General features: G+C 69.4%; 24 protein-coding genes. 10 read left to right on the top strand and 14 right to left on the bottom strand.

The features are described from left to right. The 3 genes from AX018_RS05700 to AX018_RS05695 form a co-directional block, all read right to left on the bottom strand. Positions 1–225 (bottom strand): transposase (locus AX018_RS05700; RefSeq protein WP_491895535.1); only part of this gene is annotated, 225 nt, incomplete at its 3' end. Between the two features lie 312 nt (positions 226–537). Next, positions 538–777, bottom strand: coding sequence for a DUF6402 family protein (locus AX018_RS25985; RefSeq protein ID WP_353618477.1), 240 nt, complete (start codon positions 775–777; stop codon positions 538–540). A gap of 92 nt (positions 778–869) precedes the next feature. Then, positions 870–1892, bottom strand: a complete 1023-nt coding sequence (locus AX018_RS05695) for an IS30 family transposase (protein ID WP_245951449.1) — start codon at positions 1890–1892, stop codon at positions 870–872. A gap of 296 nt (positions 1893–2188) precedes the next feature. On the opposite strand from AX018_RS05695, the gene AX018_RS24630 reads away from it, so the two are divergent. Next, a complete protein-coding gene (locus tag AX018_RS24630) occupies positions 2189–3463 on the top strand; it encodes a S1 family peptidase (protein WP_146749225.1) in 1275 nt (424 codons plus the stop codon). A gap of 392 nt (positions 3464–3855) precedes the next feature. Here AX018_RS24630 and AX018_RS05690 read toward each other — a convergent pair whose 3' ends face one another. Together AX018_RS05690 and AX018_RS05685 are read right to left on the bottom strand one after the other, a co-directional pair. Continuing rightward, the gene (locus tag AX018_RS05690; protein ID WP_111876337.1) at positions 3856–4191 is read right to left on the bottom strand and encodes an SMR family transporter; all 336 of its coding nucleotides are present in this window, start codon (positions 4189–4191) and stop codon (positions 3856–3858) included. A 156-nt stretch (positions 4192–4347) separates the two neighbouring features. Next, positions 4348–5298, bottom strand: a complete 951-nt coding sequence (locus AX018_RS05685; protein WP_111876336.1) for an EamA family transporter — start codon at positions 5296–5298, stop codon at positions 4348–4350. 361 nt (positions 5299–5659) lie between these two features. On the opposite strand from AX018_RS05685, the gene AX018_RS05680 reads away from it, so the two are divergent. The 4 genes from AX018_RS05680 (at position 5660) to AX018_RS05665 (ending at position 11634) form a co-directional block, all read left to right on the top strand. Further along, complete coding sequence (locus AX018_RS05680) at positions 5660–7618, top strand: methyl-accepting chemotaxis protein (protein ID WP_111876335.1); 1959 nt, start codon at positions 5660–5662, stop codon at positions 7616–7618. Between the two features lie 138 nt (positions 7619–7756). After that, the gene (locus AX018_RS05675; protein ID WP_111876334.1) at positions 7757–8086 is read left to right on the top strand and encodes a hypothetical protein; all 330 of its coding nucleotides are present in this window, start codon (positions 7757–7759) and stop codon (positions 8084–8086) included. Between the two features lie 222 nt (positions 8087–8308). Then, complete coding sequence (locus tag AX018_RS05670; RefSeq protein WP_111876348.1) at positions 8309–10159, top strand: DUF1800 domain-containing protein; 1851 nt, start codon at positions 8309–8311, stop codon at positions 10157–10159. 29 nt (positions 10160–10188) lie between these two features. After that, positions 10189–11634, top strand: a complete 1446-nt coding sequence (locus AX018_RS05665; RefSeq protein ID WP_111876333.1) for a DUF1501 domain-containing protein — start codon at positions 10189–10191, stop codon at positions 11632–11634. 91 nt (positions 11635–11725) lie between these two features. Here the strand turns inward: AX018_RS05665 and uvrA are convergent, their stop codons facing one another. Beyond that, positions 11726–14848 carry an excinuclease ABC subunit UvrA gene (uvrA, locus tag AX018_RS05660; protein ID WP_111876332.1) on the bottom strand — a complete coding sequence of 1041 codons (3123 nt, stop codon included), beginning with the start codon at positions 14846–14848 and terminating at the stop codon, positions 11726–11728. Between the two features lie 205 nt (positions 14849–15053). On the opposite strand from uvrA, the gene AX018_RS05655 reads away from it, so the two are divergent. Continuing rightward, on the top strand, positions 15054–16241 hold the full coding sequence (locus AX018_RS05655; protein WP_111876331.1) for an MFS transporter: 1188 nt from the start codon (positions 15054–15056) through the stop codon (positions 16239–16241). A 12-nt stretch (positions 16242–16253) separates the two neighbouring features. Here AX018_RS05655 and AX018_RS05650 read toward each other — a convergent pair whose 3' ends face one another. Next, complete coding sequence (locus tag AX018_RS05650; RefSeq protein WP_111876330.1) at positions 16254–17615, bottom strand: chloride channel protein; 1362 nt, start codon at positions 17613–17615, stop codon at positions 16254–16256. A 191-nt stretch (positions 17616–17806) separates the two neighbouring features. On the opposite strand from AX018_RS05650, the gene ssb reads away from it, so the two are divergent. Then, positions 17807–18364: a single-stranded DNA-binding protein gene (gene ssb, locus AX018_RS05645; protein WP_111876329.1), complete on the top strand. Its 558-nt coding sequence runs from the start codon at positions 17807–17809 to the stop codon at positions 18362–18364. A gap of 76 nt (positions 18365–18440) precedes the next feature. Here the strand turns inward: ssb and AX018_RS05640 are convergent, their stop codons facing one another. Genes AX018_RS05640 through AX018_RS05625 form a run of 4 tightly spaced genes read right to left on the bottom strand, consistent with a single transcriptional unit; the run spans position 18441 to position 20369 of the window. Further along, positions 18441–19109: a DUF599 domain-containing protein gene (locus AX018_RS05640; protein WP_111876328.1), complete on the bottom strand. Its 669-nt coding sequence runs from the start codon at positions 19107–19109 to the stop codon at positions 18441–18443. Positions 19110–19125: 16 nt separating this feature from the next. Further along, positions 19126–19551: a DUF6691 family protein gene (locus AX018_RS05635; RefSeq protein WP_111876347.1), complete on the bottom strand. Its 426-nt coding sequence runs from the start codon at positions 19549–19551 to the stop codon at positions 19126–19128. 37 nt (positions 19552–19588) lie between these two features. Continuing rightward, positions 19589–20032 carry a YeeE/YedE family protein gene (locus tag AX018_RS05630; RefSeq protein WP_111876327.1) on the bottom strand — a complete coding sequence of 148 codons (444 nt, stop codon included), beginning with the start codon at positions 20030–20032 and terminating at the stop codon, positions 19589–19591. 4 nt (positions 20033–20036) lie between these two features. After that, positions 20037–20369, bottom strand: coding sequence for an ArsR/SmtB family transcription factor (locus tag AX018_RS05625; RefSeq protein ID WP_111876326.1), 333 nt, complete (start codon positions 20367–20369; stop codon positions 20037–20039). An 86-nt stretch (positions 20370–20455) separates the two neighbouring features. Here AX018_RS05625 and AX018_RS05620 point away from each other — a divergent pair, with 86 nt between their 5' ends. Then, positions 20456–21361, top strand: a complete 906-nt coding sequence (locus AX018_RS05620; protein WP_111876325.1) for an MBL fold metallo-hydrolase — start codon at positions 20456–20458, stop codon at positions 21359–21361. Between the two features lie 234 nt (positions 21362–21595). After that, positions 21596–21946, top strand: a complete 351-nt coding sequence (locus tag AX018_RS05615; RefSeq protein ID WP_111876324.1) for a serine/threonine protein kinase — start codon at positions 21596–21598, stop codon at positions 21944–21946. 31 nt (positions 21947–21977) lie between these two features. Here AX018_RS05615 and AX018_RS05610 read toward each other — a convergent pair whose 3' ends face one another. Next, positions 21978–22253, bottom strand: a complete 276-nt coding sequence (locus AX018_RS05610; RefSeq protein ID WP_111876323.1) for a metal/formaldehyde-sensitive transcriptional repressor — start codon at positions 22251–22253, stop codon at positions 21978–21980. A 58-nt stretch (positions 22254–22311) separates the two neighbouring features. Between AX018_RS05610 and dmeF the strand changes: the two genes are divergently transcribed. Beyond that, positions 22312–23304 carry a CDF family Co(II)/Ni(II) efflux transporter DmeF gene (dmeF, locus tag AX018_RS05605; protein WP_111876322.1) on the top strand — a complete coding sequence of 331 codons (993 nt, stop codon included), beginning with the start codon at positions 22312–22314 and terminating at the stop codon, positions 23302–23304. 6 nt (positions 23305–23310) lie between these two features. Here the strand turns inward: dmeF and AX018_RS05600 are convergent, their stop codons facing one another. Together AX018_RS05600 and mnmA are read right to left on the bottom strand one after the other, a co-directional pair. Beyond that, positions 23311–24972 carry an L-lactate permease gene (locus tag AX018_RS05600; protein ID WP_111876321.1) on the bottom strand — a complete coding sequence of 554 codons (1662 nt, stop codon included), beginning with the start codon at positions 24970–24972 and terminating at the stop codon, positions 23311–23313. A 219-nt stretch (positions 24973–25191) separates the two neighbouring features. Next, positions 25192–26319, bottom strand: a complete 1128-nt coding sequence (gene mnmA, locus AX018_RS05595; protein WP_111876320.1) for a tRNA 2-thiouridine(34) synthase MnmA — start codon at positions 26317–26319, stop codon at positions 25192–25194. Between the last annotated feature and the right edge of the window lie 15 nt (positions 26320–26334).

Genomic DNA, 26334 nt, shown 5'->3' with positions numbered 1-26334 from the left:
GGAGGCATCGAAGGTGTGCTGCAGGTACAGCAGCCCGGCGATCAGACGAGGCGGTGAGGCTGGCCGGCCGCGGTCCGAAGTGAACGACACTGCGAACGTGCGCTCGATCTCGGTCCAGTCGATCAGCGCGGCCAGCTTGACCAGCGGGTGCTTCATGTTGATCTGCTCGTCCAGCCTTGGACGGAACAACTCGGCCGTGTGCGGCTGCGAAGGCTTCGGACCCATCGGACTCCTCGGAGGAATTTGCAAGAAAACAGGGGCTGGCAAAACCATACCTTGCAAATCCTTCTCCCTGCTAGCCGAAGAACTTCGAGACAGATCAACGGCTTACGGGTTGTTCAGGGCGGACTACCTAGTATTTCCCATTACCACATGCATCCACAAACAATCTCTGCGTGGAAGCCGGCCTGGTCAGATAGGCACCCATCAATAAGATGGCGAGCATCACGATGGCAATCATCATTTTGATTGGGAAAATGAAATATCGCCTCATCTAATTCCAAGGGATAGATTCATCGCCAGAGAAACCACTCGACATCACGAGAAATCTTTCCTCAATGGGGTACTTAATGCTTCCCATTGAACGTCAGAAAATACCAAGAAGTCCGCGCCCAATCCAGTGCGGGAGCGCCAGTCGTTGAAACTCTTGTTCTCGACCATAGACAGGTGGGTTCCTGGCAGCTTGTAAGCGCCCTCTGAACTCCAATAGCCCAAGGGTTGATTGCCCGAGAAATCATAGCAATCACGGATATAGAAACCCAAACGCTCCACCTGGATGGAATGCGCAATCTTGCGCCCATTCTGAATAGGAATGACTTGGCGGTCTCAAACCTGAAGTGCAACACCTCGATTGAGATTGATTTTCCGTTTCAGTGAATAGTAGCGCCGTGCTGCTGCGCAATGGCCTGCATGAACTGCTGGAATGCCTGGTAGGGAGAGCGCCAGCCCAGGGTATCGCGAGGGCGGTTGTTCATGAGGTCGGCAATCGAGTCGAGCGCGGCCTGATCGTGGATGCCCAGGTCGGTGCCCTTGGGCAGGAACTGGCGCAGCAGCCCGTTGGTGTTCTCGCAGCTGCCGCGCTGCCATGGGCTGTGCGGATCGCAGAAGTACAAGCGCACGCCCGTAGCCTGCGCGAGTTCGCGATGGCGGGCCATCTCCTTGCCCTGGTCGTAGGTGAGCGTCTGGCGCATGGGCTGGGCCACTTGGTTGAGCTTGGCCGTGAAGGCCGCCACAGCCGATTCTGCGGTGGCATCGGGCATGCGGCACAGCAGCACCAGACGCGTGCTGCGCTCGACCAGTACGACCACGGCGGAGCGGTTGTTGGCGCCCTTAATGAGGTCGCCCTCCCAGTGCCCGGGCATGAGCCGGTCGTCGGGCTCGGGTGGGCGCACGTGGATGCTGACCATGTCGGGGATCTGTCCACGCCGGTCCTGGCCGGCGGAGCTGGGGCGGCGCCCGCTGCGGCCCTGGCGCAGCAAGGCGAGCAACTGCTTCTTCAGTTCTCCGCGGGGGTAGGCGTAGATGGCGTTGTAGATCGTTTCGTGGGACACGCTCTGGCGTGGGTCATCGGGATGCATGCGCTGCAGTGTGCGGGCGATCTGCTGGGGCGACCAGCGCCAGAGCAGAAGATCGCAGACGGTGCGCCAGAGGCGGCCGTGCGGATGCAGCTTGGGGGCAGGACGCGCTGCGTCACGGCGGGCTTGGCAGGCAGCCTGGGCGGACCGCAAGGCATAGCCATCGCGAGGGGTGCTGTTGCGTACTAGCTCATGGCACACGGTGCTGGGGCTGCGCCCGAGCAGGCGAGCGATGGATCGCCCGCTCCATCCTTGCTGGACTAACGAGGCCAGCGTGAGGCGTTCTTCGGGCTGCAAGTGTGTGTATCGCGAAGTCATCTGTGCAAGTTACCTGAGGTTCAGGTGTTGCACTTCAGGTTTGAGACCGCCCACTGAAGGCGAGTCTCAAGACCTCATTTTCAGACCAGAAATCTTCTGGTGTTGTTGCCTAGTCTTGTCGTACTATGCAGGCAGGTAGGTACTGCTCTTAGAATAAATTCCCTGAAGCAGATTCAATATTATTATTAAAACCAAGGAGGAAGTTTTCATGAATTATTTGCCTTAGAAGTGCCTTGTCGGTGACTCCTCTGGATCACAGTGGTGTTTGAAATAAAAAACCTCAAGGATTATTAAAAATGACTTCAAGCAAGAGTATTTTTCTGGTTTTCGGTGTGTTGTTCTCATTCGTTACCCACGGGCAAACCGTTCAATCCAAACAAAATAGCGAAGTTTTAACTCAGCAGATCTCTGGAACTAAAGACGACGCTCTTAAGAAGTCAGGGCTTGACAAATACAAAACCAAAGAGAACCAGCTGGTTCTTGATTCTGTAGATCAACGAGTCGAGGCAGCGAAAAAGAATTTTGGAGACTCTTATGCAGGATCATGGATTGAATATGATGAGAACAATAAGGCACGTCATGTAATCGCTGTTACTGAACAAGTGGATGCTGTAAAAGCCGAAGCCATTTCTCAGAATGGGCTCGCCGCAGTAATTTACGTAAAGTACAGCTACGCAGTGCTAGAACAGAATCAAAAGAAAATTTTCGATTTCTTTCAAGGATTAACTGGTAATGGCGAGCCCCTTGTTTACTCAGTCGGAATTGATGATCAACTTAATAAACTGCTTGTCCGTGGCCGCCAAAGAGATTTGAGTTACATTGAAATCCGGCTGCGAAACGCTGGATTTGATATGAACATGATCAAATTAGAGGTGCAAGAAGGACAAATTCAACTAACAGGTGTGGTTGTCGGCGGTACAAAAATAATGTCATCAAATGTTGCTTCTGGCGGCAAGGCTTTGTGCACCGCCGGATTCAATATAATTATAGACAATATTTATCCTGGGACAATCACGTCTGCCCATTGCTATGCACCGAATACATTGTTGAATCAGGTATATTTCAACTTGGGAGATATGACAATCAGTGGCTCCATCAGGGGTGATCTCATCGGTGACTATTTGGCAGATGGTTGGCCAATCGGCTTGGATGCGATTATCTTTGGGAATACAAATTTTGTACATACTCAGCCTGGAAAAATACTAAGCGGAATTAATACTTATAAAGATGTGAAGCCTGTAGCGGCACTTGTATCAGGCGGAACTGTATGTAGTTACGGAGGCGTAAATGGTTGGAGATGTGGAATACAGCGAGGAGTAAACGTTATGCATACGTATAATGGGAAAACATTTTATTTTGCAGAAGCAACCGTTTGTGGTAGCGCCGGAGACTCAGGAGGCCCTGTTGTCAATGAAAATGACAATGCACTTGGAATTTTTACTGGCGTAGCTAGCACAAATTCTGCGGGTACGTGTGGGGCAGTTTTCGGCGGTGGCCAAACTAATGCTGTTTACCAAACGCTAGCTCCATATCTTGCAGTTTACTCAAATGTGAAAATTCGACTCGAATGATCTTGCCAAACTGGGGAGCTATCTACAGGGAAATCAGCTTGATAATGGAATTGAAATATTTTAGAAAACTACAATAAATTTATTCCCATAACCACAGAGGGCACGCGAATTCCCGGTGGGCCGCGGCAAGGTTCCGCAGGGCGGCCCGGACTTATCGGGCATCCTTATCCCAACCGGCAATGGTCAAGGCTGCGCCCTACTCGGCCTGCAGCAGTGCCGTTTCGCTCTCCGCGGCCTCGCGGGCCAGGCAGTCGCGCGTGCCCGCTTGCAAGAAGGCACCGCATGCGATGCGCCACGCAGATCCTTCTCGCTTAAAAGCTCGCCCGCAGCGGCCAGTGGGACGCAGGATGCCGCCAGGGCCAGGGGGAGAAGCCTTGCGGCCCACCCCGGCCTCAATGCCCCGCCGTCTTCGAGAACAGGTTCACCACCAGCACCCCCGCCAGGATGAGCCCGATGCCCGCCAGCGCCGGCCCGTCGAGCCGCTGGCCGTAGGCCACCCAGCCGATGGCCGAGACCAGCACGATGCCCACGCCGGACCAGATGGCATAGGCGATGCCCGTAGGGATCGCCTGCAGGGTGAGCGAGAGGAAGTAGAACGACACGCCGTAGCCGGCCACGGTGATGAGGCTCGGCACGGGGCGGCTGAAGCCTTCGGAGGCCTTGAGGAACGAGGTCGCGAGGACCTCCGCGCCGATCGCGATGGCGAGGTAGAGGTGGTGGATGCCCATGGCGCCAATTGAACCATCCGGCGCGGCCCCCGGAGGCCGACAACCGGGCGGCGCGGGGGGCGATGCGCGTGGCCGTTTGACGGTGCGCGGGGGCTGTGAGCACACGCGCCGATTGCTACTTTTACGATAGCAAACTATTCAGCATTCACGGCGACATCAGCGCCTTCTGGCGGCAATCCGGGGAACCAGCACCACGCAGGCGAGCGCGGCCACCACGCAGGCCACGCCGGCCCACTGCCAGGGCGAGACGGTCTCGCCCAGCACCAGCATGCCGGCCGCCAGCCCCACGACGGGCACGCCCAGGCTGAAGGGCGCGACGCGGTTGGCCGGGTAGCGCGTGAGCAGGCCCGTCCAGAGGCCGTAGCCGAGGATGGTGGCCGCCCAGCCGAGGTAGGCGATCGAGGCCCAGGCCAGCCCCGGCAGCTCGGCCCAGGCCTGCGCGTGCAGCCACCGCCCCGCGTCCGGGTCGGCGGCGGCCGAGAGCGCCATGAAGGGCAGCACGGGCACGAGGCTGCTCCAGGCCACGAACGAAAGGGGCTGGTAGCCGGGCGATTCCTGCTGCGCCAGGCGCGCGACGATGTTGGAGGCGGCCCAGGACGCGGCGCCGCAGAGCGCGAGCCCCACGCCCAGCAGGGTCACGCCGCCCGCGCCCGCATCCGGCCCCGCGAAGTGCAGGCCGAAGCACGCCAGCCCCGCCGCGGCCAGCGCCAGCCCGATGAGCAGCGGGCGGCCCGGCCGCTCGCGCAGCAGCAGGAAGGCCCAGAACGCTGTGAAGAACACCTGGGTCTGCATGAGCACGCTCGCGAGCGCCGCCGTGAGCCCCACGCGCAGCGCCAGAAAGACCATGCCGAACTGCCCCACGCCCTGGAACAGGCCGTAGAGCACCACCCAGCGCCAGCGCACGGCCGGCGGGCGCAGGAAGAACACGAGCGGCAGGGCCGCGCAGAGGTAGCGCATGGCGCCGAGCTGAAAGGGCGTGAAAGAGCGCAGCCCCCACTTCATGACCACGAAGTTCACGCCCCAGAGCACCACCACCGCGAGCGCGGCCAGCAGGTCGCGCGTTGCCAGGGCGCCCGGCGCCGCCGGGGTGGCCGGCGCGCCGCTCATGGCGCCACGCCCCGCAGGGGCCGGCACGGTGCGGCGGCGCGGGGCATCGGTAGGGCGTGGCACGGGAGCGGGATGGGCAGGGGCGGCATGGGGCGAGGAGAGAGAAAAGGGGGAAGTGCGGGAGGGGGGCGTGCCGGAGGACAGAGGGCGGCGCCGCGGCGCATGGGCAAGACCCGGGCGCGCGGCCGGCATCCGCCCATTATTCAGCAGCCCGGTCCCTTGATGTCCATCAATTCCCAAGGCCATGGAGGTATCGCAGCCGCGGGGGGTGCCGCACAATTCCTCAGAGCGGATTCCACCGCCGCGCTCCGCCCCGTCGTCCTCGCCGGATCACCCACTTACCGTTTCGATTGCCGACACCATGCCCCTGCTGCACCGATTGAGCCTGCTCCACAAGTTCCTGATCCTGGGCATGATCGCGCTGATCATGGCCGCGCTGCCCACCGGGCTGTACGTGAGCGATGCCCTGCAGGAGATCGCCGACGCGCAGCGCGAGAGCACGGGCGCCCCGCCGCTCATCGCCGTGAACCGGGCGGTGCAGCACCTGCAGGTGCACCGGGGCCTCTCGGCCGCCATGCTGGGCGGCGACGAGACGCTGGCCGCACGCCGCCCGGCCGCGCGCGACGCGCTCAACCAGGCGTTCGCCGAGGCCGAGAAAACCTTCGCCGCGGCCCAGGTGCCGCACGGCCCGGCACGCGCCTGGAGCGAGGCGATGCAGTCCTGGCGCACGCTGGAGCAGGCCGTGGCCGGGCGCACGCTGGCGCCGCCGCAAAGCCTTGCGCAGCACACCCAGCTCGTGGCCGCGCTGCTGCAGGTGGGCGAGGAGCTGCTGCACCACTACGGCTTCCAGACCGACCCGGACACCGCCACGCAGGACCTGATCCAGGCAGCGGCGGTCACGGCCCCGCTGCTGGGCGAGAAGCTCGGTCTGCTGCGCGGGCAGGGCGCGGGCTATCTTGCGCGGCATGACCTGCCGCCCGAGGGCAAGGGCGCGCTGCAGGCGCTGCAGCAGCGCGTGAGCGAGCTGGAGGCCGACACCTTCCGCAACTTCGACCGGGCGATGGCGGGCAATGCCCGGCTCGGCCAGGCGCTGGCCGCGCAGGTGCAGGACGTGCGCCAGCGCGTGGCGGCCTCGCGCCAGATGGTGGACCGCAGCCTGCTCTCGGCCACCGAGATCACCACGCCGCCCAAGGACTATTTCGAGCAGCTCACCGGCACGCTGGAGGCGCTCAACCGGCTCAACGCGGCCGCGATGGCCAGCCTGGACGCCGCGCTGCGCGACCGCGTCAGCAACGACCGGCAGGCGCTGGGCATCGCGCTGGGCGGCCTGGCGCTGGCCGCGGTGCTGGCCACCGGGCTGGGCGTGGTGTTCGTGCGCTCCATCACGCGGCCGCTGGCGCAGGCCGTGCAACTCGCGAGCGCCGTGGCGGACGGCGACCTGGGCGGCGAGGACCAGCCCCACGGCACCAACGAGGTGGGCCGACTGATCGCGGCCCAGCAGCAGATGCGCGAGCGCCTGCGACCCGTGGTGGCGCAGGTGCGCGGCGGCGCCGAGGGCGTGGCCACGGCCAGCGCCCAGATCGCCCAGGGCAACATGGACCTCTCGGCCCGCACCGAGAGCCAGGCCAGCGCGCTGGAGGAGACCGCCGCCTCGATGGAGCAGATGACCGCCACCGTGCGCCAGAACGCCGACAACGCGCGCCAGGCCAACCAGCTCGCCATGAATGCCAGCCTCGTCGCGGGCCAGGGCGGCGAGGTGGTGCAGACCATGCAGGGCATCCGCGAGGCCTCGGGCAAGATCGCGGACATCATCGGCGTGATCGATTCCATCGCCTTCCAGACCAACATCCTGGCCCTCAACGCCGCGGTGGAAGCCGCCCGCGCGGGCGAGCAGGGCCGGGGCTTCGCGGTGGTGGCCGGCGAGGTGCGCGCCCTCGCGGGGCGCAGCGCCACCGCCGCCAAGGAGATCAAGACGCTCATCACCAACAGCGTGGAGCGCGTGCAGCAGGGCGGCGAGCTGGCCGACCAGGCGGGCTCGACCATGGCCGAAGTGGTGCAGGCCATCCAGCGCGTGACGGGCATCATGGGCGAGATCAGCGAGGCCAGCCAGGAGCAGAGCCAGGGCGTGGCCCAGGTGGGCGAGGCCGTCACGCAGATGGACCAGGCCACGCAGCAGAACGCGGCGCTGGTCGAGCAGATGGCCGCCGCCGCCAACGGCCTGCGCGCGCAGGCCGACGAGCTGGTGCGCGCGGCCGCGGTCTTCCGCCTGGAGCCGAACGACGGCCACGGGGCAGCGCCCCCGTTGCTCTCCCTTCGATAGCAAACTCATCAGCAGGGATGCCGACATGGAAGCTGTCCGGCATCCATCCGAGCCCTGAGAACGCGCCCTGAAGCTACGCCCCCGGGGCACCGGACGCGGGCAGGCGGATGCGCGCGCGCAGGCCCTGGCCGGGCGCTGATGGACGGGCCGCACCTGCCGCTCTACGACGAGGCCTTCGGCGCCGACCCCGCCCACTGGGTCGCGCTCTCGCCCTACCACCCGCTGGAGGCCGGCACCGCGCCGTTCCAGTTCGTGTGCTCCACGCAGCGCCCGGACCGCCCCTGCCTGCAGGCCGCGCACATGGCCCGGCAGGTGCGCGGCCTGGGCGGCCGCGCCGAGGTGCTGCCCGAGCCGCTGTCGCACGGCGACATCAACGGCACGCTCGGGCAGGACAGCGGCTACACCCGTGCGGTGGAGGACTTCATGGCCTCGCTCGACCCGGCCGTGGCCGCGCTGCTGGGGCGCTGACGGCGGGGAAAGCGCAGGCGGGCCCGGCATGCCCGCCCGCCGCCGCGCCGCCTGACTCGCGGACGCAACAACCGGACCGGCAAGTAACACTCTCACACAATTCGCCGCAATTTTCTGCGCGATGCTGACATCCGGGAGCCCGCCACGCCGCATGGCAGAGGCCCCGCGGCGGGCCTTTCCCCACGGGCCCGCCGCCCCATGGTCCATCCCCTGGAACCCCCCATGATGCCGATCCCCACGGCCTGCGCCGCGCCGCCGTCCCCGGAATCCCCGGAGCCCCCGCTGCCTGCCGGCCTGCCTCCGGACTCCCGGCCCGCCCCCCCCTCCTCCGGCGCCCCCGCCGCCCTCGCGGCCGCCCTGGCCGGCGCCCTCCTGGCCGCCTGCGGCGGAGGCGGCGGCGAAGCCCTGCCGGACGGCACGCCCGTCACCGGGGCCGCCACCGCCGCGGGTCCGGCCACCGACGAAGAGGCCGCGCGCTTCCTGCTGCAGGCGCAGTTCTCGGCCACCGACGAGGAGATCGCCGCGCTGCGCGCCAAGGGCTACGGCGCCTGGCTGGCCGAGCAGTTCGCCCAGCCCGTGGGTACCACCGGCACCGACTGGCTGGCCCAGCGCGGCTACGGCGCGGCCAGCGCCGACGTGCGCTTCCAGAGCGCCTCGTACCCGGCCGACTACATGCTGTGGAACCAGCTCTTCACCGCGCGCGACGCGGTGCGCAAGCGCGTGGCGCTGGCGCTCTCCGAGATCCTGGTCGTCTCCACCAGCGGCATGGACCAGCCCTGGCCCGCGTTCCTCGCCGCCGGCTACTGGGACGTGCTCAACCAGCATGCGTTCGGCAACTTCCGCGCGCTGCTGGAGGCCGTGACGCTCAGCCCCGCCATGGGCGTGTACCTGAACACCCGCGGGAACCAGAAGGAAGACACCCGCACCGGCCGCCAGCCCGACGAGAACTACGCCCGCGAGGTGATGCAGCTCTTCACCATCGGCCTGTACCGCCTGAACGCCGACGGCACCGAGCAGCGCGACGCGAGCGGCAACCGCCTGGAGACCTACGCCGCCACCGACGTGAGCAACCTTGCGCGCGTGTTCACCGGCTACGACTACGACCGCAGCCAGAACCAGTCCACCACGGTGGGCACCAGCACCGTGCCCGGCCCGCAGCAGGCGCGGCTGCCGATGGTGCTCACCGCCAGCCGCCATTCCACGCTGGCCGCCACCTTCCTGGGCACCACCATCGCGGCGGGCACGGCCGGCGACGCGGCGCTGAAGACCGCCCTGGACACGCTCTTCGGCCACCCCAACGTGGGGCCCTTCATCGGCCGGCAGCTCATCCAGCGGCTGGTGACGAGCAACCCCAGCCCCGCCTACGTGGGCCGCGTGGCGGCCGCCTTCGCCGACAACGGCAGCGGCGTGCGCGGCGACCTGCGCGCCGTGGTCGCCGCCGTGCTGCTCGACGTGGAGGCGCGCGGCGCCGCAGGCCTCACGGCCAGCGGCTTCGGGCGGCTGCGCGAGCCCATGGTGCGCTTCGTGCAGTGGGGCCGCACCTTCGGCCTGCGCTCGGCGCAGGGCAGCTGGAAGATCGGCGACCTGAGCGACCCCGCCTCGCGCCTGGGCCAGAGCCCGCTGCGCTCGCCCTCGGTGTTCAACTTCTTCCGCCCCGGCTATGTGCCGCCTTCCACTGCCATGGCCACCGCCGGCCAGGTGGCGCCGGAATTCCAGATCGTCACCGAGACCAGCGTGAGCGGCTACCTGAACTTCATGCAGAACACCCTCCGCAACGGCCTCTACGTGAACGCGCCCGACCTGCCGCAGAGCGCCAGCAACGCGAACAACGGCTTCGACATCACCTGCAGCTACGCCAACCTGCTGCCGCTGGTGGCCGACACCGGCGCGCTGGCGCGCAAGGTGGCGCTGCTGCTGTCGGCGGGGCAGGTGTCCGCCACCACGCAGTCGCGCATCGCGGCCGCGCTGGCGGCCACGCCGGTGGCCGCAACGAGCAGCGCCGCGCAGCTCAACCGCGTCGCCGCCGCCGTGCTGCTGGTCATGGCCAGCCCCGAATACCTCGTGCAGAAGTGACCGCCGCACCCCGCCCCCGGAGCACGACCATGCCCTTCATCGACCCCGCCCGCCACACCCGCCGCGCCTTCCTGCGGCGCTCGGCCCAGCTCGCCGCCACCGGCACCGCGCTGCCCTTCGCCCTCAACCTCGCGGCCCTGGGCGAGGCCGCCGCCTTCGAGGCCAGCGACTACAAGGCGCTGGTGTGCGTCTTCCTCTTCGGCGGCTGCGACTACGCCAACACCGTCGTGGCCTACGACAGCACGCGCTACGCCCAGTACGCCGCCATCCGGGGCGGCGGCGCCGACGGCGCGGCCGGCGGCATCGCGCTCGGGCGCGCCGCGCTGGGCGGCACGCTGCTGCAGCCCAGCGCGCCGCTCGCGGGCGGCCAGCAGTACGCACTGCACCCGGCCATGACCGGCATGGCGGGCCTCTTCAACAGCGGCCGCGCGGCCGTGCAGCTCAACGTGGGGCCGCTGATGGTGCCGCTCACGCGCGCGCAGTACGCCAGCGCCGACCGGCGCAACTACCCGCTGCCGCCCAAGCTCTTCTCGCACAACGACCAGCAATCGGTCTGGCAGTCGCAGGGCGCCGAGGGCTCCACCGTGGGCTGGGGCGGCAACCTGGGCGACCTCGCGCTCTCGTCCAACGCCACCTCGCTCTTCACCTGCATCTCGGCCAGCGGCAACGCCGTCTTCCTCTCGGGCGACCAGGCGCTGCAATACCAGATCAGCCCCAGCGGCGCCGTGCCCATCAACGGCGTGAAGAACAACGTCTATGGCTCCAGCGCCGTGCGCGGCCTGCTCGGCGAGCTGGTGCAGGCGGCCAGCAGCCACGCGCTGGAATCGGAATACGCGCGCGTGACGCAGCGCTCCATCGGCGCGGAGGGGCAGATCTCCGGCGCGCTCGCCAGCACCAGCCTGTCCACGGCCTTCCCCACCGGCAACTCGCTGGCCGACCAGCTCAAGGTGGTGGCGCGGCTGATCGCCGCGCGCGGCGCGCTGGGCACGAGGCGGCAGGTGTTCTTCGTGTCGCTGGGCGGGTTCGACCTGCACGACAACCTCATCGCCACCCAGGCCGTGCTGCTCGACCGCGTGAGCAGCGCCATGGCGGCGTTCCACGCCGCCACGGTGGAGCTGGGCGTGGCCGACAAGGTCACGGCCTTCACCGCCTCGGACTTCGGCCGCACGCTCACCTCCAACGGCGACGGCTCCGACCACGGCTGGGGCAACCACCACTTCGTCGTGGGCGGCGCGGTGCGCGGCGCCGCGTTCTACGGCGCGCCGCCGCCCATCAGCGTGGGCAACGGCAGCGGCAGCGAGGACCAGTGGCACGTGGGCCAGGGCCGGCTGCTGCCCGGCACCGCCGTGGACCAGTACGCCGCCACCCTGGCGCGCTGGTTCGGCGTGGCGAACACCGAGCTGACCGGCGTGCTGCCCCGGATCGGCAATTTCGGCGGATCGGCCTACCCGATCGACCTGGGCTTCATGGGCTGATTGCTACTCTTTAAATAGCAAACTATCGAGCAAAACCGGCGACATGGAGGCCCCCAGGCCCTGAAACCACTTTCAGGGCGTGTTCAGGCTCTCAGGCACGGCCCCGGGCCAGGTAGGGCGCCAGGTAGCGGCCCGTGTGGCTGGCGGGATTCGCGGCCACCTCCTCGGGCGTGCCCTCGGCCACCACCGTGCCGCCGCCGGCCCCGCCCTCGGGGCCCATGTCGATGAGCCAGTCGGCCGTCTTGATGACGTCGAGGTTGTGCTCGATGACGATGATGGTGTTGCCCGCGTCGCGCAGCTGGTGCAGCACGCGCAGCAGCAGATCGATGTCGGCGAAGTGCAGGCCCGTGGTGGGTTCGTCCAGGATGTAGAGCGTGCGGCCGGTGTCGCGCCGGGAAAGCTCCTGCGCGAGCTTCACGCGCTGCGCCTCGCCGCCCGAGAGCGTGGTCGCGCTCTGGCCCAGGCGCAGGTACGACAGGCCCACGTCCAGCAGCGTCTGCAGCTTGCGCGCGATGGCCGGCACGTCCTGGAAGAAGGCGTACGCGTCCTCCACCGTGAGGTCGAGCACCTGGGCGATGTTGCGGCCCTTCCACTGCACCTCCAGCGTCTCGCGGTTGTAGCGCTGGCCGTGGCACACGTCGCAGGGCACGTACACGTCGGGCAGGAAGTGCATCTCCACCTTCACCACGCCGTCGCCCTGGCAGGCCTCGCAGCGCCCGCCGGCCACGTTGAAGGAAAAGCGCCCGGGGCCGTAGCCGCGCTCTTTCGCGGTGTTCGTCTCGGCCATCAGCTCGCGGATGGGCGTGAACAGGCCCGTGTACGTGGCCGGGTTGCTGCGCGGCGTGCGGCCGATGGGGCTCTGATCGACGTTGATGACCTTGTCGAAGTACTCGATGCCCTCGATGGCATCGTGCGGCGCGGGCTCCTCGTGCGCGCGGTAGAGCTGGCGCGCCACGGCGGCATGCAGCGTGTCGTTGACCAGCGTGCTCTTGCCCGAGCCCGACACGCCCGTCACGCAGGTGAAGAGCCCCACGGGAAACTCCACGCCCACACCCTTCAGGTTGTGGCCCGTGGCGCCGATCACGCGCAGGGCCTGCAGCGCGCCCTGGGTGGCGCGGTGCCCGGCGATGCGCTCGGCCCGGCGGCGGCTGGCGTCGGACTCCGGAAAGCGCGGCTTGCCCTTCCTCGCCGGCGCGGGCTCGGCCGCCGCCTCCACCACCGGCAGCCAGGGCGTGCGCCGCGCGGGCACGGGAATGGTCCGGGCGCCGCAGAGGTACTGGCCGGTGAGCGACGCCGCGTTGGCGCACAGCTCGGCGTGCGTGCCCTGCGCCATCACGCGCCCGCCGTGCACGCCCGCGCCCGGGCCCATGTCCACGCAGTGGTCTGCCGCGCGGATCATGTCCTCGTCGTGCTCCACCACGATCACGCTGTTGCCGAGGTCGCGCAGGTGCCGCAGCGTGGCGATCAGGCGGTCGTTGTCGCGCTGGTGCAGGCCGATGCTGGGCTCGTCGAGCACGTACATCACGCCCGTGAGGCCCGAGCCGATCTGGCTGGCCAGGCGGATGCGCTGCGCCTCGCCGCCCGAGAGCGTCTCGGCGCTGCGGTCCAGGCTCAGGTAGTTGAGCCCCACGTCGTTCAGGAACGTGAGCCGCGCGGTGATCTCGCGCACCACCTTGTCGGCGATGCCGGCCTTGGCGCCCGAGAGGCGCAGCGCGCCGAACCACGCATGCGCGTCGGCCAGCGTGGCGCGGCTCACCTCGTAGATGGCGCGGGCCTGCTCGCCCTCGCCCACCTTCACGTGGCGCGCCTCGCGGCGCAGGCGCGTGCCGTGGCATTCCGGGCAGGGCTGGGTGCTGCGCAGGCGCGCGAGATCCTCGCGCACCACGGCCGAATCGGTCTCGCGCCAGCGCCGCGCCATATTGGGCAGGATGCCCTCGAACGGATGCTGCTTGACCACCGCCTTGCCCTTGCTGGCGCCGCTGTCGAGGATGTAGCTGAAGGCGATCTCTTCCTCGCCCGAGCCGTACAGCACCGCGTGGCGCACCCGCTCGGGCAGCGACTCGAAGGGCGCCTCCACGTCGAAGCCGTAGTGCCGGCCCAGACTCTCCAGCATGGCGAAGTAATAGCCGTTGCGCCGGTCCCAGCCCTTGATGGCGCCGCTCGCGAGGCTCAGGGACGGGAAGGCCACCACGCGCGCCGCGTCGAACACCTCCTGCTGGCCCAGGCCGTCGCAGGCCGGGCAGGCCCCCATGGGCGCGTTGAACGAGAAAAGGCGCGGCTCCAGCTCGGGCAGCGAATAGCTGCACACGGGGCAGGCGAAGCGGCTGGAAAACAGGTGCTCGCGGCCCGAGTCCATCTCCAGCACCAGCACGCGGCCGTTGGCGTCGCCCGCCTGCTGGCCGATGCGCAGCGCCGCCTCGATGCTCTCGGCGAGGCGCTGCCTCAGGCCCGCCGCCGGGCCGCTCCCGACACTGGCTTGCGGCGCGGCCTCCGGGGCGCTCTTGGCGTCGGGGCGCACCTTGAGGCGGTCGATCACCACGTCGATGTCGTGCTTCTCGGTCTTCTTGAGCGGCGGCAGGTTCTCGTGCTCCAGGATCGCGCCGTCCACGCGAAAGCGCACGTAGCCCAGCGCCTGCATCTGCGCGAACAGCTCGGCGAACTCGCCCTTGCGGTCGCGCGCCACCGGGGCCAGCACCATCAGGCGCGTGTCCTCGGGCAGCGCCAGCACGGCGTCCACCATCTGGCTCACCGTCTGCGCCGCGAGCGGCAGGCCGTGGTCGGGGCAATAGGGCGTGCCGGCGCGCGCATAGAGCAGGCGCAGGTAGTCGTGGATCTCGGTCACCGTGCCCACGGTGGAGCGCGGGTTGTGGCTCGTGGCCTTCTGCTCGATGCTGATGGCCGGCGACAGGCCCTCGATCAGATCGACGTCGGGCTTGTCCAGCCGCCCGAGGAACTGCCGCGCATAGGCCGAGAGGCTCTCCACGTAGCGCCGCTGGCCCTCGGCATAGAGCGTGTCGAACGCGAGGCTCGACTTGCCCGAGCCCGACAGCCCGGTGATCACCACCAGCCGGTTGCGCGGGATGTCGAGGTCGATGTTCTGGAGGTTGTGGGTGCGCGCGCCGCGGATGCTGATGCGCGCCTCGCGCAGGGCGTGCGCCAGGTAGGCCCCGTCTCCATCGGGGCGCGAATCATCGGGGGCTGTGGGCTCGGTCACGGGAATCGGCTCCGGGCGGGGAAACCCACCATGATAGGCGAGCGGCCCTTTCGCCGCAGCGGCGCGGCCGGGAAGGCGGCCCGGGGCCGATGGGCGAGAATCGCCCTTCCCGTCCTGTCCCATCGCTCGCACTCCCTTGCCCACTGCCGTGCCGGAAACCTCGCCGCCCTCGCCACCGTCCAGCGGCCCCCACCCCGCCACCACCATGACTCCGCTGGAGCGCCGCTCCAGCCTGGCGCTGGCGCTCATCTTCGCCCTGCGCATGCTGGGGCTCTTCCTGGTGCTGCCGGTGTTCGCGCTGGAGGCGCGCAAGTACCCCGGGGGCGACGACCCGGCCCTGGTGGGGCTGGCGATGGGCATCTACGGACTCACCCAGGCCGTGCTGCAGCTGCCGCTGGGCATGGCCTCCGACCGCTTCGGGCGCAAGCGCGTCATCGTGCTGGGGCTGCTCGTGTTCGCGGCCGGCAGCCTGCTGGCGGCGTTGGCCGACTCGCTCACGGGGCTGCTCGCGGGCCGGGCGCTGCAGGGCGCGGGGGCCGTCTCCGCCGCCGTCACCGCACTGCTGGCCGACCAGACGCGCGACGGCGTGCGCACCAAGGCCATGGCCCTCGTGGGCGGCAGCATCGGGCTCATGTTCGCCGTGGCGCTCGTGGCCGGCCCGCCGCTGGCGGCGCGCTTCGGCCTGCCCGGCATCTTCGGCCTCACCGGCCTGCTGGCGCTGGCCGGCATCGCCGTGGTGCTCTGGGTGGTGCCACCCGAGCCCGCGCGCCATGCCGACGCGCCGCGCGGGCGCCTCGCCGACGTGTGGCGCCACGCCGACCTGCTGCGCCTGAACCTGGGCGTGTTCGTGCTGCACACCGTGCAGCTCTCGATGTGGGTGGCCGTGCCCGCCCTGCTCGTGCAGGCCGGCCTGCCCAAGAGCGACCACTGGCACCTCTACCTGCCGGCCGTGGTGCTGTCCTTCGCCGCCATGGGCGGGCTGTTCGCGCTGGAGCGCGCCGGGCGGCTGCGCGGCGCGCTGCTGGGCGCGATCGGCCTCGTGCTGCTGGTGCAGGCGGGGCTGGGCGCCCTCGCCGCGGCCGGCACGCCGCCGGGCCTGTGGGCCCTGGGCGGGCTGCTGTTCCTCTTTTTCTGCGGCTTCAACGCGCTGGAGGCCAGCCAGCCCAGCCTCGTCTCGCGCACCGCGCCGCCGGCCGTGCGCGGCGCGGCCCTGGGCGCCTACAACACCCTGCAGTCGCTGGGCCTGTTCGCGGGCGGCGCGCTGGGCGGCGCGCTGGTGCGCTGGGGCGGCGCGCCCAGCCTCTTCGCGGTCACGGCGCTGCTGTGCCTTGCGTGGCTGGCCGCGGCCTGGGGCATGCGGCCCGTGGCGCGGCAGGGCACGCGCGCCCGGTAGCCGCCGCGGTATTCACGGCCTCGGCGGCGGAGAGGTGTCCACCGGGGCGGCGGGCGCCTCGGGCAGGTGCGCGGCGCTCAGCATGGCGGCCGCCAGCGTTTCATAAAGTGGCCGCGCCACCATGCGCGACACCAGGCTCGCGAGCATGGCCGAGGCCATGAGGCTCAGCACCAGCGCGTGCCCGTCCACCATCTCCATCACGATGATGAAGGCCGTGAGCGGCGCCTGCGTCACCGCCGCCAGAAACGCGGCCATGCCCATCGCGATCAGGGCCGGAGCGATGTCGCCGCCCGCCAACAGCGCCACGTTGTGCCCCACGCCCGCGCCAATCGAGAGCGAGGGCGCGAAGATGCCGCCCGGCACGCCCACCCAGGCCGAGAGCCACGTGGCGATGAACTTCAGCGTCACGTAGAAGGCCGGCACGTCGGCCTGGCCCGCCAGCATGTGCTTGACCGCCTCCGACCCCGCGCCGAAGGTGGCGCCGCCCGTCACGAGGCCGATCACCGCCACCGCCAGCCCGCCCGCCGCCGCGAAGCGGACGGGCCAGCGCGCGCGCCAGCGGTTGAAGCGGTCGGGCGCCCCCGTGAGCGAGATCGCCATGAGCTTGGCGAACAGGCCGCCGAGCACGCCGCAGGCCAGCGCCACGCCCAAACCCGGCAGCAGCGCGTCCCAGCCCAAGCGCGGCACCTGGATGCGGCCGAAGTAGCTGAGATTGCCGAACACCGACACCCCCATGAGCCCCGACAGCACGATGGCCGCGATGATGAGGCCGCTGCTGCGCGATTCGAGCTTGCGCGACAGCTCCTCGATGGCGAACACCACCCCCGCCAGCGGCGCATTGAAGGCCGCCGCGATGCCCGCCGCCCCGCCCGCCACCAGCAGCGCATGGGCCGTGATGCCCGAGCGCGGGCCGAACCAGCGCCGCGCATGGTGCATCACCCCCGCCGCCACCTGCACCGACGGCCCCTCGCGGCCGGTGGACAGCCCGGCGAGAAAGGCCATGCCGGTCAGCACGATCTTGGCGAGCGAGAGCCGCAGCGACACGAAGCGGCCGCGCTGCGGCGTGGTCAGGCCCGGCTCCAGCGCGGCGACCACCTGCGGAATGCCCGAGCCCGCGGCGCTGGGCGCCCAGCGCCGGGTGGCCCACACCACGGCCGCCGTGATGGCGGGCGTCCACACCAGCACGGCCCAGCCGCCCTGCCAGTGATAGACCTTCTGGAAGACCTCGAACGCCCACTCGGCCACCAGCGTGAACGCCACCACGCACAGGCCCGCCGCCACCGCGTAGGCCAGCACGATGCTGCGCTCCATCCAGCGGCGGCCGTCGCGCAGCTCCGAGCGGAGGTTGTCCAGGAAATCGGGTTCTCTTTGCATGGGCGGGCAGGCGGAAGATCCGCGGAGGATGGCGGCGGGCCATTGTTCCACGCCGCGCCCGCGGGCATGGCCGCCGGAGCGCGCACGGCCCGGGCGGCTTGGGGCACAATCCCCGCTCTCCCACGCGGCCCCCGGCGCCGCGCAGGCCGTAGTGCCTCTTCACCACCATTCTCTACAGGCCCCTCACCGCCATGGCATCCGTCAACAAAGTCATCATCGTCGGCAACCTCGGGCGCGACCCCGAGATGCGCACCTTCCCGAGCGGCGACCAGGTCGCCAACGTCACCATCGCCACCACCGACCGCTGGCGCGACAAGAACAGCGGCGAGAACAAGGAAGCCACCGAGTGGCACCGCGTGGTGTTCAACGGCCGCCTGGCCGAGATCGTGGGCCAGTACCTGCGCAAGGGCTCGCAGGTCTATGTGGAAGGCAGCCTGCGCACCCGCAAGTGGACGGACCAGACCGGCCAGGAAAAGTACACCACCGAAATCCGCGCCGACACCATGCAAATGCTGGGCAGCCGCCAGGGCATGGGCGGCCCGGGTGGCGGCCAGGGCGGCTACGAGGACAGCGGCTACGGCAGCAACGACGGCGGCTACGACAGCGCCCCCGCGCGCCGCCCGGCTCCGCCCCCCGCCGCCGCGGCGCCCCGGCCGGCCCCGCGCCCGGCCCCCGCACCGGCACCCGTGGCCCAGCCGCCGCGCGCGGCCTCGGGCTTCGACGACATGGACGACGACATCCCGTTCTGAGTCGGGCCAATAGACTTTTTAGGGGCAGGGGCCCGCGTCCAGAAACGACGCGGTGCTTCTCGGCCTGCGCAGGCCGTCAGTCCGTGGTGCCTGCGGCGTCCCAGCGCACCAGCCCCGCCACCAGCGCCACGGCCACCAGCGGTCCCATCGCCGGATGCAGCAGGCCGCCGATCACGGGCACCACGAACACCAGCCAGCGCAGCCCCCGGCTGTAGAAGCCGCCCGCCTTGCGCAGGTGGTCCTGCCCGGCAGGCGTCCAGCGCAGCCGCGCGGGCGAGCCGACCGGCATGCCGGCCACGAAGCCCGCATGGTGGTAGTGGCGCACGGCCATCACGAGCGCGGTGAGTGACGCGCACAGCAAGGTCAGCAGCGCCACTTCCAGCAGGACCCCTGGCGCGCCGGCGGCACCCCGCGCATCCGCCCCGCCCTGGAGCAAGGCGCGCAGCGAGGGCGCGGCAATGCCGACCGCGCCCATCAGGCCCAGCATCGCCGTGGACGCCGCCATGGTGGCCGACATGAGGGCGTTGCGCAGCGTCTGCACGGCCAGTATCTCCGAGCCGGGCTGGGCCGACACGGCATCCAGCCAATCGGTGCGCAGGCGGGCATGGGCCCCGCGGGCGCGCGTTCCGGGATGGCGCCGGGACACCGCGGCGGACCAGGCCTCGTAGGCCAGGGGCACGGCCAGCGTTGCCACGGCGCCCATCCAGGCAGGGACACCGGATGCGAGGACATCGTGCGGCAGCATGGGCACCTCCGGCGTGTCAGCGGCGCGGCCGCAGGCGCTCCAGCCCCTCGAACAGCGCCATGCCCGCCACCATGGCCGCCACGAACACCAGCGCACCGCGCTCGCCCATGCCCAGCGCCACCAACGCGGGGCCGGGGCAAAAGCCCGCCAGCCCCCAGCCGATGCCGAAGAGCAGAGCGCCGCCCAGCAGCCGCGCATCCACGCCGCGCGCGGCCGGCAGGTGCAGGGGCGTGCCGCGCAGCGTGCGCGCCCGCCGCCGCGCCACCGCGAAGGCCACGAGGCCCACGCCCACAGCCCCGCCCATCACGAAGGCGAGCGAGGGGTCCCAGGGGCCCGCGACGTCGAGAAACCCGAGCACCTTGGCCGGATCGGCCATGCCCGAGACGATCAGCCCCAGGCCGAAAAGCAGGCCCACGCCCAGGGCCACGAAAACGTTCCACATCATCCGGTCCTTTCCAGGGTGCAAATCTGCGGCGCGCTCAGGCGTGCCCCGCCATCACATGGCGCAGCACGTACACCGTGGCCATGCCGGCAAGCATGAACACCAGCGTGGCCGCAAGCGACCGGCCCGACAGGCGCGAGAGCCCGCACACCCCGTGGCCGCTGGTGCAGCCCGAGCCCACCCTCGTGCCCACCCCCACGAGCAGGCCCGCGGCCACCAGCCAGCCCGTGCCCGCCCCGATGCGCGGCAGCGGCACGGGGGCGAACAGGGCATAGAGCCAGGGCGACGCCACCAGCCCGATCACGAATGCAGCGCGCCAGCCCACGTCGCCGCGCGCCGGGCGCAGCAGGCCGCCCAGCACGCCGCTGATGCCGGCGATGCGGCCCGACAGCAGCATGAAGGCCCCGGCCGCAAGGCCGATGAGCACCCCGCCCGCGAGCGCCGCGCCGGGGGTGAAGGATGGCCAGTCGATGGCGGGCATGGGATCACTCCTTGGGGCAGTAGAGGCGGTAGAGCACCGCCAGGATGTCGAGCAGCGCGGGATCGGCCACGCGGTAATGGATGTTCTTGCCCTCGCGCCGCGTGGCCACCACGCCCTGGTTGCGCAGCACGCCGAGCTGCTGCGACAGGGTGGGCTGGCGGATGTCGAGGCGCGCCTCCAGGTCGCTCACGCACATCTCGCCCTGGGAGAGCTGGCACAGCAGCAGCAGCCGGTCTTCGTTGGCCAGCACCTTGAGCGCCGCCACGGCCTGCGAGGCCGCCTGGCGCAGCGCCTGGGGATCGAGGGAAGCCTGCGGGTCGGAGGGAGGAGAGGTCATGGCCGGGATTCGCGGGGTGCGTCGTTTGACATCAATATATCGAAAGACATAATATTCATCAACATACTGAAAACCCGGAGATCGCCATGCCCTCCCGCCTGCTCCCTGCCTCCCGCGGCCCCGCCACCACCGTACAGCCCTTCTTCGACGCGGCCACCGGCACCGTCTCGTACGTGGTGTGGGACCACGCCACGCGCCATGCCGCCGTGATCGACCCGGTGCTGGACTACGACCCCAAGGCCGGCCGCACGCACACCGCCTCGGCCGACCGGCTGCTCGCCTACGTGCGCGGCGAGGGCCTGGCGGTGCAGTGGATCCTGGAGACGCACGCCCACGCCGACCACCTCTCGGGCGCGCGCCACGTCCAGGCGGCCGCGGGCGGCCAGGTGGCGATCGGCGCGGCCATCCGCACGGTGCAGCACACCTTCGGCCCGCTGTTCGGCATGGAAGGGCTCGCGCAGGACGGCGGCCAGTTCGACCACCTTTTCGAGGACGGCGAGGTGTTCCGCATCGGCGCCACCGAGGCCCGGGCGATCGGCGTGCCCGGCCACACGCCGGCCGACATGGCCTATCTGATCGACGGCGCGGTGTTCGTGGGCGACACGCTGTTCCTGCCCGACGTGGGCACGGCGCGCGCGGACTTTCCCGGCGGCGACGCGGCCGCGCTGTACCGCTCCATCCAGCGGCTGCTGGCCCTGCCGGGCGACACGCGCATGTTCGTCTGCCACGACTACCCTCCCGAGGGCCGGGAACCCCGCTGGGAAACCACGGTGCAGGCGCAGCGCCGGCACAACCTGCACGTGGGCAACGAGGCCAGCGAGGCCGACTTCGTGGCGCTGCGCCGCGCGCGCGACGCCACCCTGGAAGCCCCCACGCTGCTGCTGCCGTCCATCCAGGTGAACGTGCGCGGCGGGCATCTGCCGCCCGCCGAGGCGAACGGCATCGCCTACCTGCGCATTCCGCTCAACGTGTTCGGACAGGCGCCGCGCTGATACGGGTTTGCCATCCAAGAGAGAACAAACCAAGGCGCGCAGCGGCAGACAGTGCAGCAGCACGGCAAAGCGAAGCAGCGATCTTTTTGATGGCGAAACCGTATGGGCCATGGAACGGTTCCTACCCGCATGCGGGCCCCCGGCCCACCGCCGGCTCCGGCGCCCCGCGCGAAGCTGGAGGCATCGCGGCGGCACTGCCGCCATTCCACGGCACGGCCCAGGAAGGAGCCTCCCATGCGCACGCCCCATGCCACCGACCCCGATACCGACCCCGGCATCGACCCCTCGGACGACCCGCTCGCCGGGCTGACCCGGGGCGATGACATCAACGACCGGCTGAACGCGGAGCACGACGTCTCCGACGGCCTCGACGAGATATCCGCCCGGCCCTTCGACGATCCGCGCGAGGGCGGGCCGCTCAACTTCGACGACGGCACCGACATGGGCCACCCGCGCGGCAAGACCGGGCGCACGGGCGGCACCTGGGCCGTGGAAGGCGGCGATAGCGGCGACCTGGACCCGCCCGCCGAGGTGCTCTCGGACCGCAACGGCCCCAGCGATCCCGACGCGCGGCGCGGCGGCTGAGGCCGCAGAGGCCGCCCGGGGGCGAACCCCGTCACTTCATGTAGGAACGCACGGCCGACATCGCGGCCTGCAGGTCGCGCTCGCGCTGCGCCGGATCGGCCTCCGGGTCCGCGAGATGGTGGCGCAGCTGGCCTTCGAGCACGGCCGCCATGAGCCCGTTCACCGCGCCCCGCACCGCCGCGATCTGCTGCAGCACCTCGGCGCAGCCTTGCTCTTCCTCCAGGGCGCGCTCCAGCGCCTGGGACTGCCCCTGGATGCGGCGGATGCGCTTGAGCAGCGCGGATTTGTCGTGGACGGTGTGGGCCATGCGCCGATTCTACGAACCCTCATGGATCGATAACCATACTGGAGTAGAGTATGCCACCATGCAATCTTCACTCCATTCCGCCCAGACGCCAGCCCACGGCTGGCACCACGACCACGTTTTCTCGCAGGGCAATCCGCTGGCCGAGCGCGGCGCCCGCTGGGCGATCGGGCTGACGGTATCCACCATGGCCGTGGAGATCGCGGGCGGCTGGTGGTTCAACTCCATGGCGCTGCTGGCCGATGGCTGGCACATGAGTTCGCACGCGCTGGCGCTGGGCCTCTCCGCCCTCGCCTATGCGGCGGCGCGGCGGCTGCAGCGCGACCAGCGCTTCGCCTTCGGCACCTGGAAGATCGAGATCCTGGGCGGCTACAGCAGTGCCATCCTGCTGCTGGGCATTGCATTGCTCATGGCCTTCCAGTCCGTGGCGCGCCTGATGGAGCCCTCGCCCATCGCCTACGACCAGGCCATCGCGCTGGCGGCATTCGGGCTGCTGGTGAACCTCGCCTGCGCATGGCTGCTGCGGCATGGACACGGACACGGACACGGGCATGGGCACTCCCACGACCACGACCATGGCCATCCCCACGAACACCACGGCGCGCGGCACGCCGACCTGAACCTGCGCTCGGCCTACCTGCACGTGGTGGCGGATGCCGCCACCTCGGTGCTGGCCATCGTCGCGCTGTGCGGCGGCAAGCTGTGGAACGCCGCCTGGCTCGATCCGCTCATGGGCATCGCGGGCTCGGTGCTCGTGGGGATCTGGGCGCTGGGCCTGATGCGCGACACCGCCCGCGTGCTGCTGGACGCGGAGATGGATGCGCCGGTGGCGCAGGAAATCCGCGAGGCCGTGGCCAGCAGCCCGGTGCCCGCATCGCTGTGCGACCTGCACGTGTGGCGCGTGGGCGCCGACCGCTACGCCTGCATCGTCTCGCTGGCCACCACCGGCGAGATGGAGCCCGACGACCTCAAGCGCAGGCTGCGCGTGCACGAGGAGCTGGCGCACATCTCGGTGGAGGTGAACCGCGTGAGGCCAGCCCCCGCGGCCGCGTGACGGGGGTCAGTGCACCACCATCCGCGTGAAGGGCCACACGTAGGCCTGCAGCGTGACGTACAGGCCCACGAGGCAGGCCAGCGCGATGGAGTGGAAGAACACGTAGCGCAGGATCTCGCCTTCCTTGTTGAACCAGCGCGTGGCCGTGGACGCCACCACGATGGACTGCGCATCGATCATCTTGCCCATCACGCCGCCCGAGCTGTTGGCCGCGCCCATGAGGTTGGGCGACAGGCCCAGCTGCTCGGCCGCCACCTTCTGCATGCCGCCGAAGAGCACATTGGATGCCGTGTCGGAGCCCGTGAGCGCCACGCCCAGCCAGCCCATGAGCGTGCCGAAGAACGGATACAGCACGCCCGTGTTGGCGAACGCGAGGCCCAGCGTGGTGTCGGTGCCCGAATAGCGCGTGAGCGTGCCCAGCGCGAGCATCAGCACGATGGTGAGCAGCGAGAAGCGCACCAGCCACAGCGTGCGGAAGAAGGTGCCCACGATCGCCACCGGGTTGTATTTCATGAAGATCGCGCTCACCACGGCCGACAGCAGGATGGCCGTGCCGGTGGCCGAGAGCAGGTTCAGCGTGTACACCGCGCCCTCCTTGGTGGGCGTGGGCACCACGGGCGGCACCTTCTCGATCAGGTTGTGCAGGCCCGCCATCGGGAACGCGGGCGCGAACAGGCTGTTGAGCCAGGCCTTCACGGGCGGCAGGCCCCAGATGAAGACGAACACCGAAAGAATCACCCAGGGCGTCCAGGCGCGCACGAGTTCGGCCCGCGTGTGCCGCGCCAGCGGCTGCGGCGGCTTGGCCTCGGCGGCGCTGGGGTCGTGGCCGCGCAGCGAGGGCGAGGTCCACACCGTGCGCGGCCGCCACACTCGCAGGAAGCCCACGAGGCAGGCCATGGAGACGATGGCCGCGATGATGTCCACCAGCTCCGGCCCGATGAAGTTGGACACCAGGAACTGCGGCACGGCGAACGACACGCCCGTGACCAGGATCGCGGGCCAGATCTCCCACATGCCCTTACGCCCCGCGAAGGCCCAGATCAGCCAGAACGGCACCAGCAGCGAGAAAAACGGCAGTTGGCGGCCCACCATGGCCGTCACCTCCATCACGTCGTAGCCGTGCACCTTGGCCAGCGTGATGATGGGCGTGCCCAGCGCCCCGAAGGCCACCGGTGCCGTGTTCGCGATGAGCGAGAGCCCCGACGCCGCGAGCGGCGAGAAGCCCAGCCCGATGAGGATCGCCGCCGTCACCGCCACCGGCGTGCCGAAGCCCGCCGCGCCCTCGAAGAACGCGCCGAAGCAGAAGGCGATCAGCAAGAGCTGGATGCGCCGGTCCTCGGTGATGCCCGAGAGCGAATCCTGCAGCACCTTGAAGCTGCCGTTCTGCTCGGTGAGCTGGTGCAGGAAGATGATGTTGAGCACGATCCAGCCGATCGGCAGCAGGCCGGTGAAGCCGCCCAGCAAAGCCGCCCGGCCCGCCATGTCCACCGGCATGCCGTAGGCGAAGACCGCCACGAGCAGCGCGGCGACGAGCCCCATGCCCGCGGCGATGTGCGCCTTGATGTGGAAGAAGCCGAGGGCCGCGAGCATGACCACCACCGGGACCGCCGCGAGGGCGGTCGAGAGGACCATGTTGCCGAGAGGGTCGTAGATTTGCTGCCAGGCCATGCGCTTGTCTCCGTTGGGTGGTGTGTTTTTCCGGGCGCGCCGCCGGGGCGCATCGACATCGCCCGGCACAGCGGCAGAACACTGTAGGAGCGTCTCCCCGTATTCCGCCGTGAAAAACATGATCGCCGGAGTTGAGACTTTTTCAAAGCGCGGCGCCGCCGCAGGCCCCGGCATGCGGGGCCCGCCCTGGTGAAAACCCTCTGGGGCGCGTGGGCGGACTTATGGCTGGGGGTCGGCGGCCGTGATCACGCCGCCGCCCAGGCAGACCTCGCCGTCGTAGAGCACGGCGCTCTGGCCCGGCGTGACGGCCCACTGCGCCTCGGGGAAAGCGAGCGCGAAGTCCGCCCCTTGCGCACTCGCGACGGTGCAGGCCGCGTCCTGCTGGCGGTAGCGCGTCTTGGCGGCGCAGGCGCCCGGGGCCGGCGGATGGCCGGCCACCCAGCTCGCGTCGGCGGCCTGCAGCGCATGCGACTGCAGCCACGGATGGCCGTGGCCCTGCACCACGCGCAGCACGTTCTTCTCGACCTCCTTGCGGGCCACGAACCACGGCGCGTGCTCGCCGCCGCCGCGCTGCGCACCCTTGTCCTTCACGCCACCGATACCCAGGCCCTGGCGCTGGCCCAGGGTATAGAACGAAAGGCCCACGTGCTGGCCCAGCTTGCGCCCGCGCTCGTCCAGGATGGGCCCGGGCGCGTGGCGGATGTAGCGGTTGAGGAACTCGCGGAACGGCCGCTCGCCGATGAAGCAGATGCCGGTCGAATCCTTCTTCTTCGCGTTGGGCAGGCCGATCTCCTCGGCGATGCGACGCACCTCGGTCTTGTGCAGCTCGCCCACGGGAAACAGCGTGCGCGCGAGCTGCGCCTGGTTGAGCCGGTGCAGGAAATAGCTCTGGTCCTTGGAGGGGTCGAGCCCCTTGAGCAGCTCGTGCAGGCCGGTGGCGGGGTTGTGGCGCACGCGCGCGTAGTGGCCGGTGGCGATCTTCTCGGCGCCCACGCGCATGGCGTGGTCGAGGAAGGCCTTGAACTTGATCTCGGCGTTGCACAGCACGTCGGGGTTGGGCGTGCGGCCGGCCTCGTATTCGCGCAGGAACTCGGCGAACACGCGGTCCTTGTACTCGGCGGCGAAGTTGACGTGCTCGATCTCGATGCCGATCACGTCGGCCACGGAGGCGGCGTCCACGAAGTCGATGTTGGACGAGCAGTATTCGCTGTCGTCGTCATCCTCCCAGTTCTTCATGAAGATGCCCACGACCTCGTGGCCCTGCTGCTTCAGGAGATAGGCGGTGACGGCGGAATCCACGCCGCCGGAGAGGCCGACGACGATGCGCTGCTTGGGGGTGGATGTCATTGCCCGGATTGTATT

It is taken from the genome of Paracidovorax anthurii, from assembly GCF_003269065.1.
GTDB lineage: Bacteria > Pseudomonadota > Gammaproteobacteria > Burkholderiales > Burkholderiaceae_C > Paracidovorax > Paracidovorax anthurii.
This window is presented reverse-complemented; position numbering and strand designations above follow the sequence as displayed.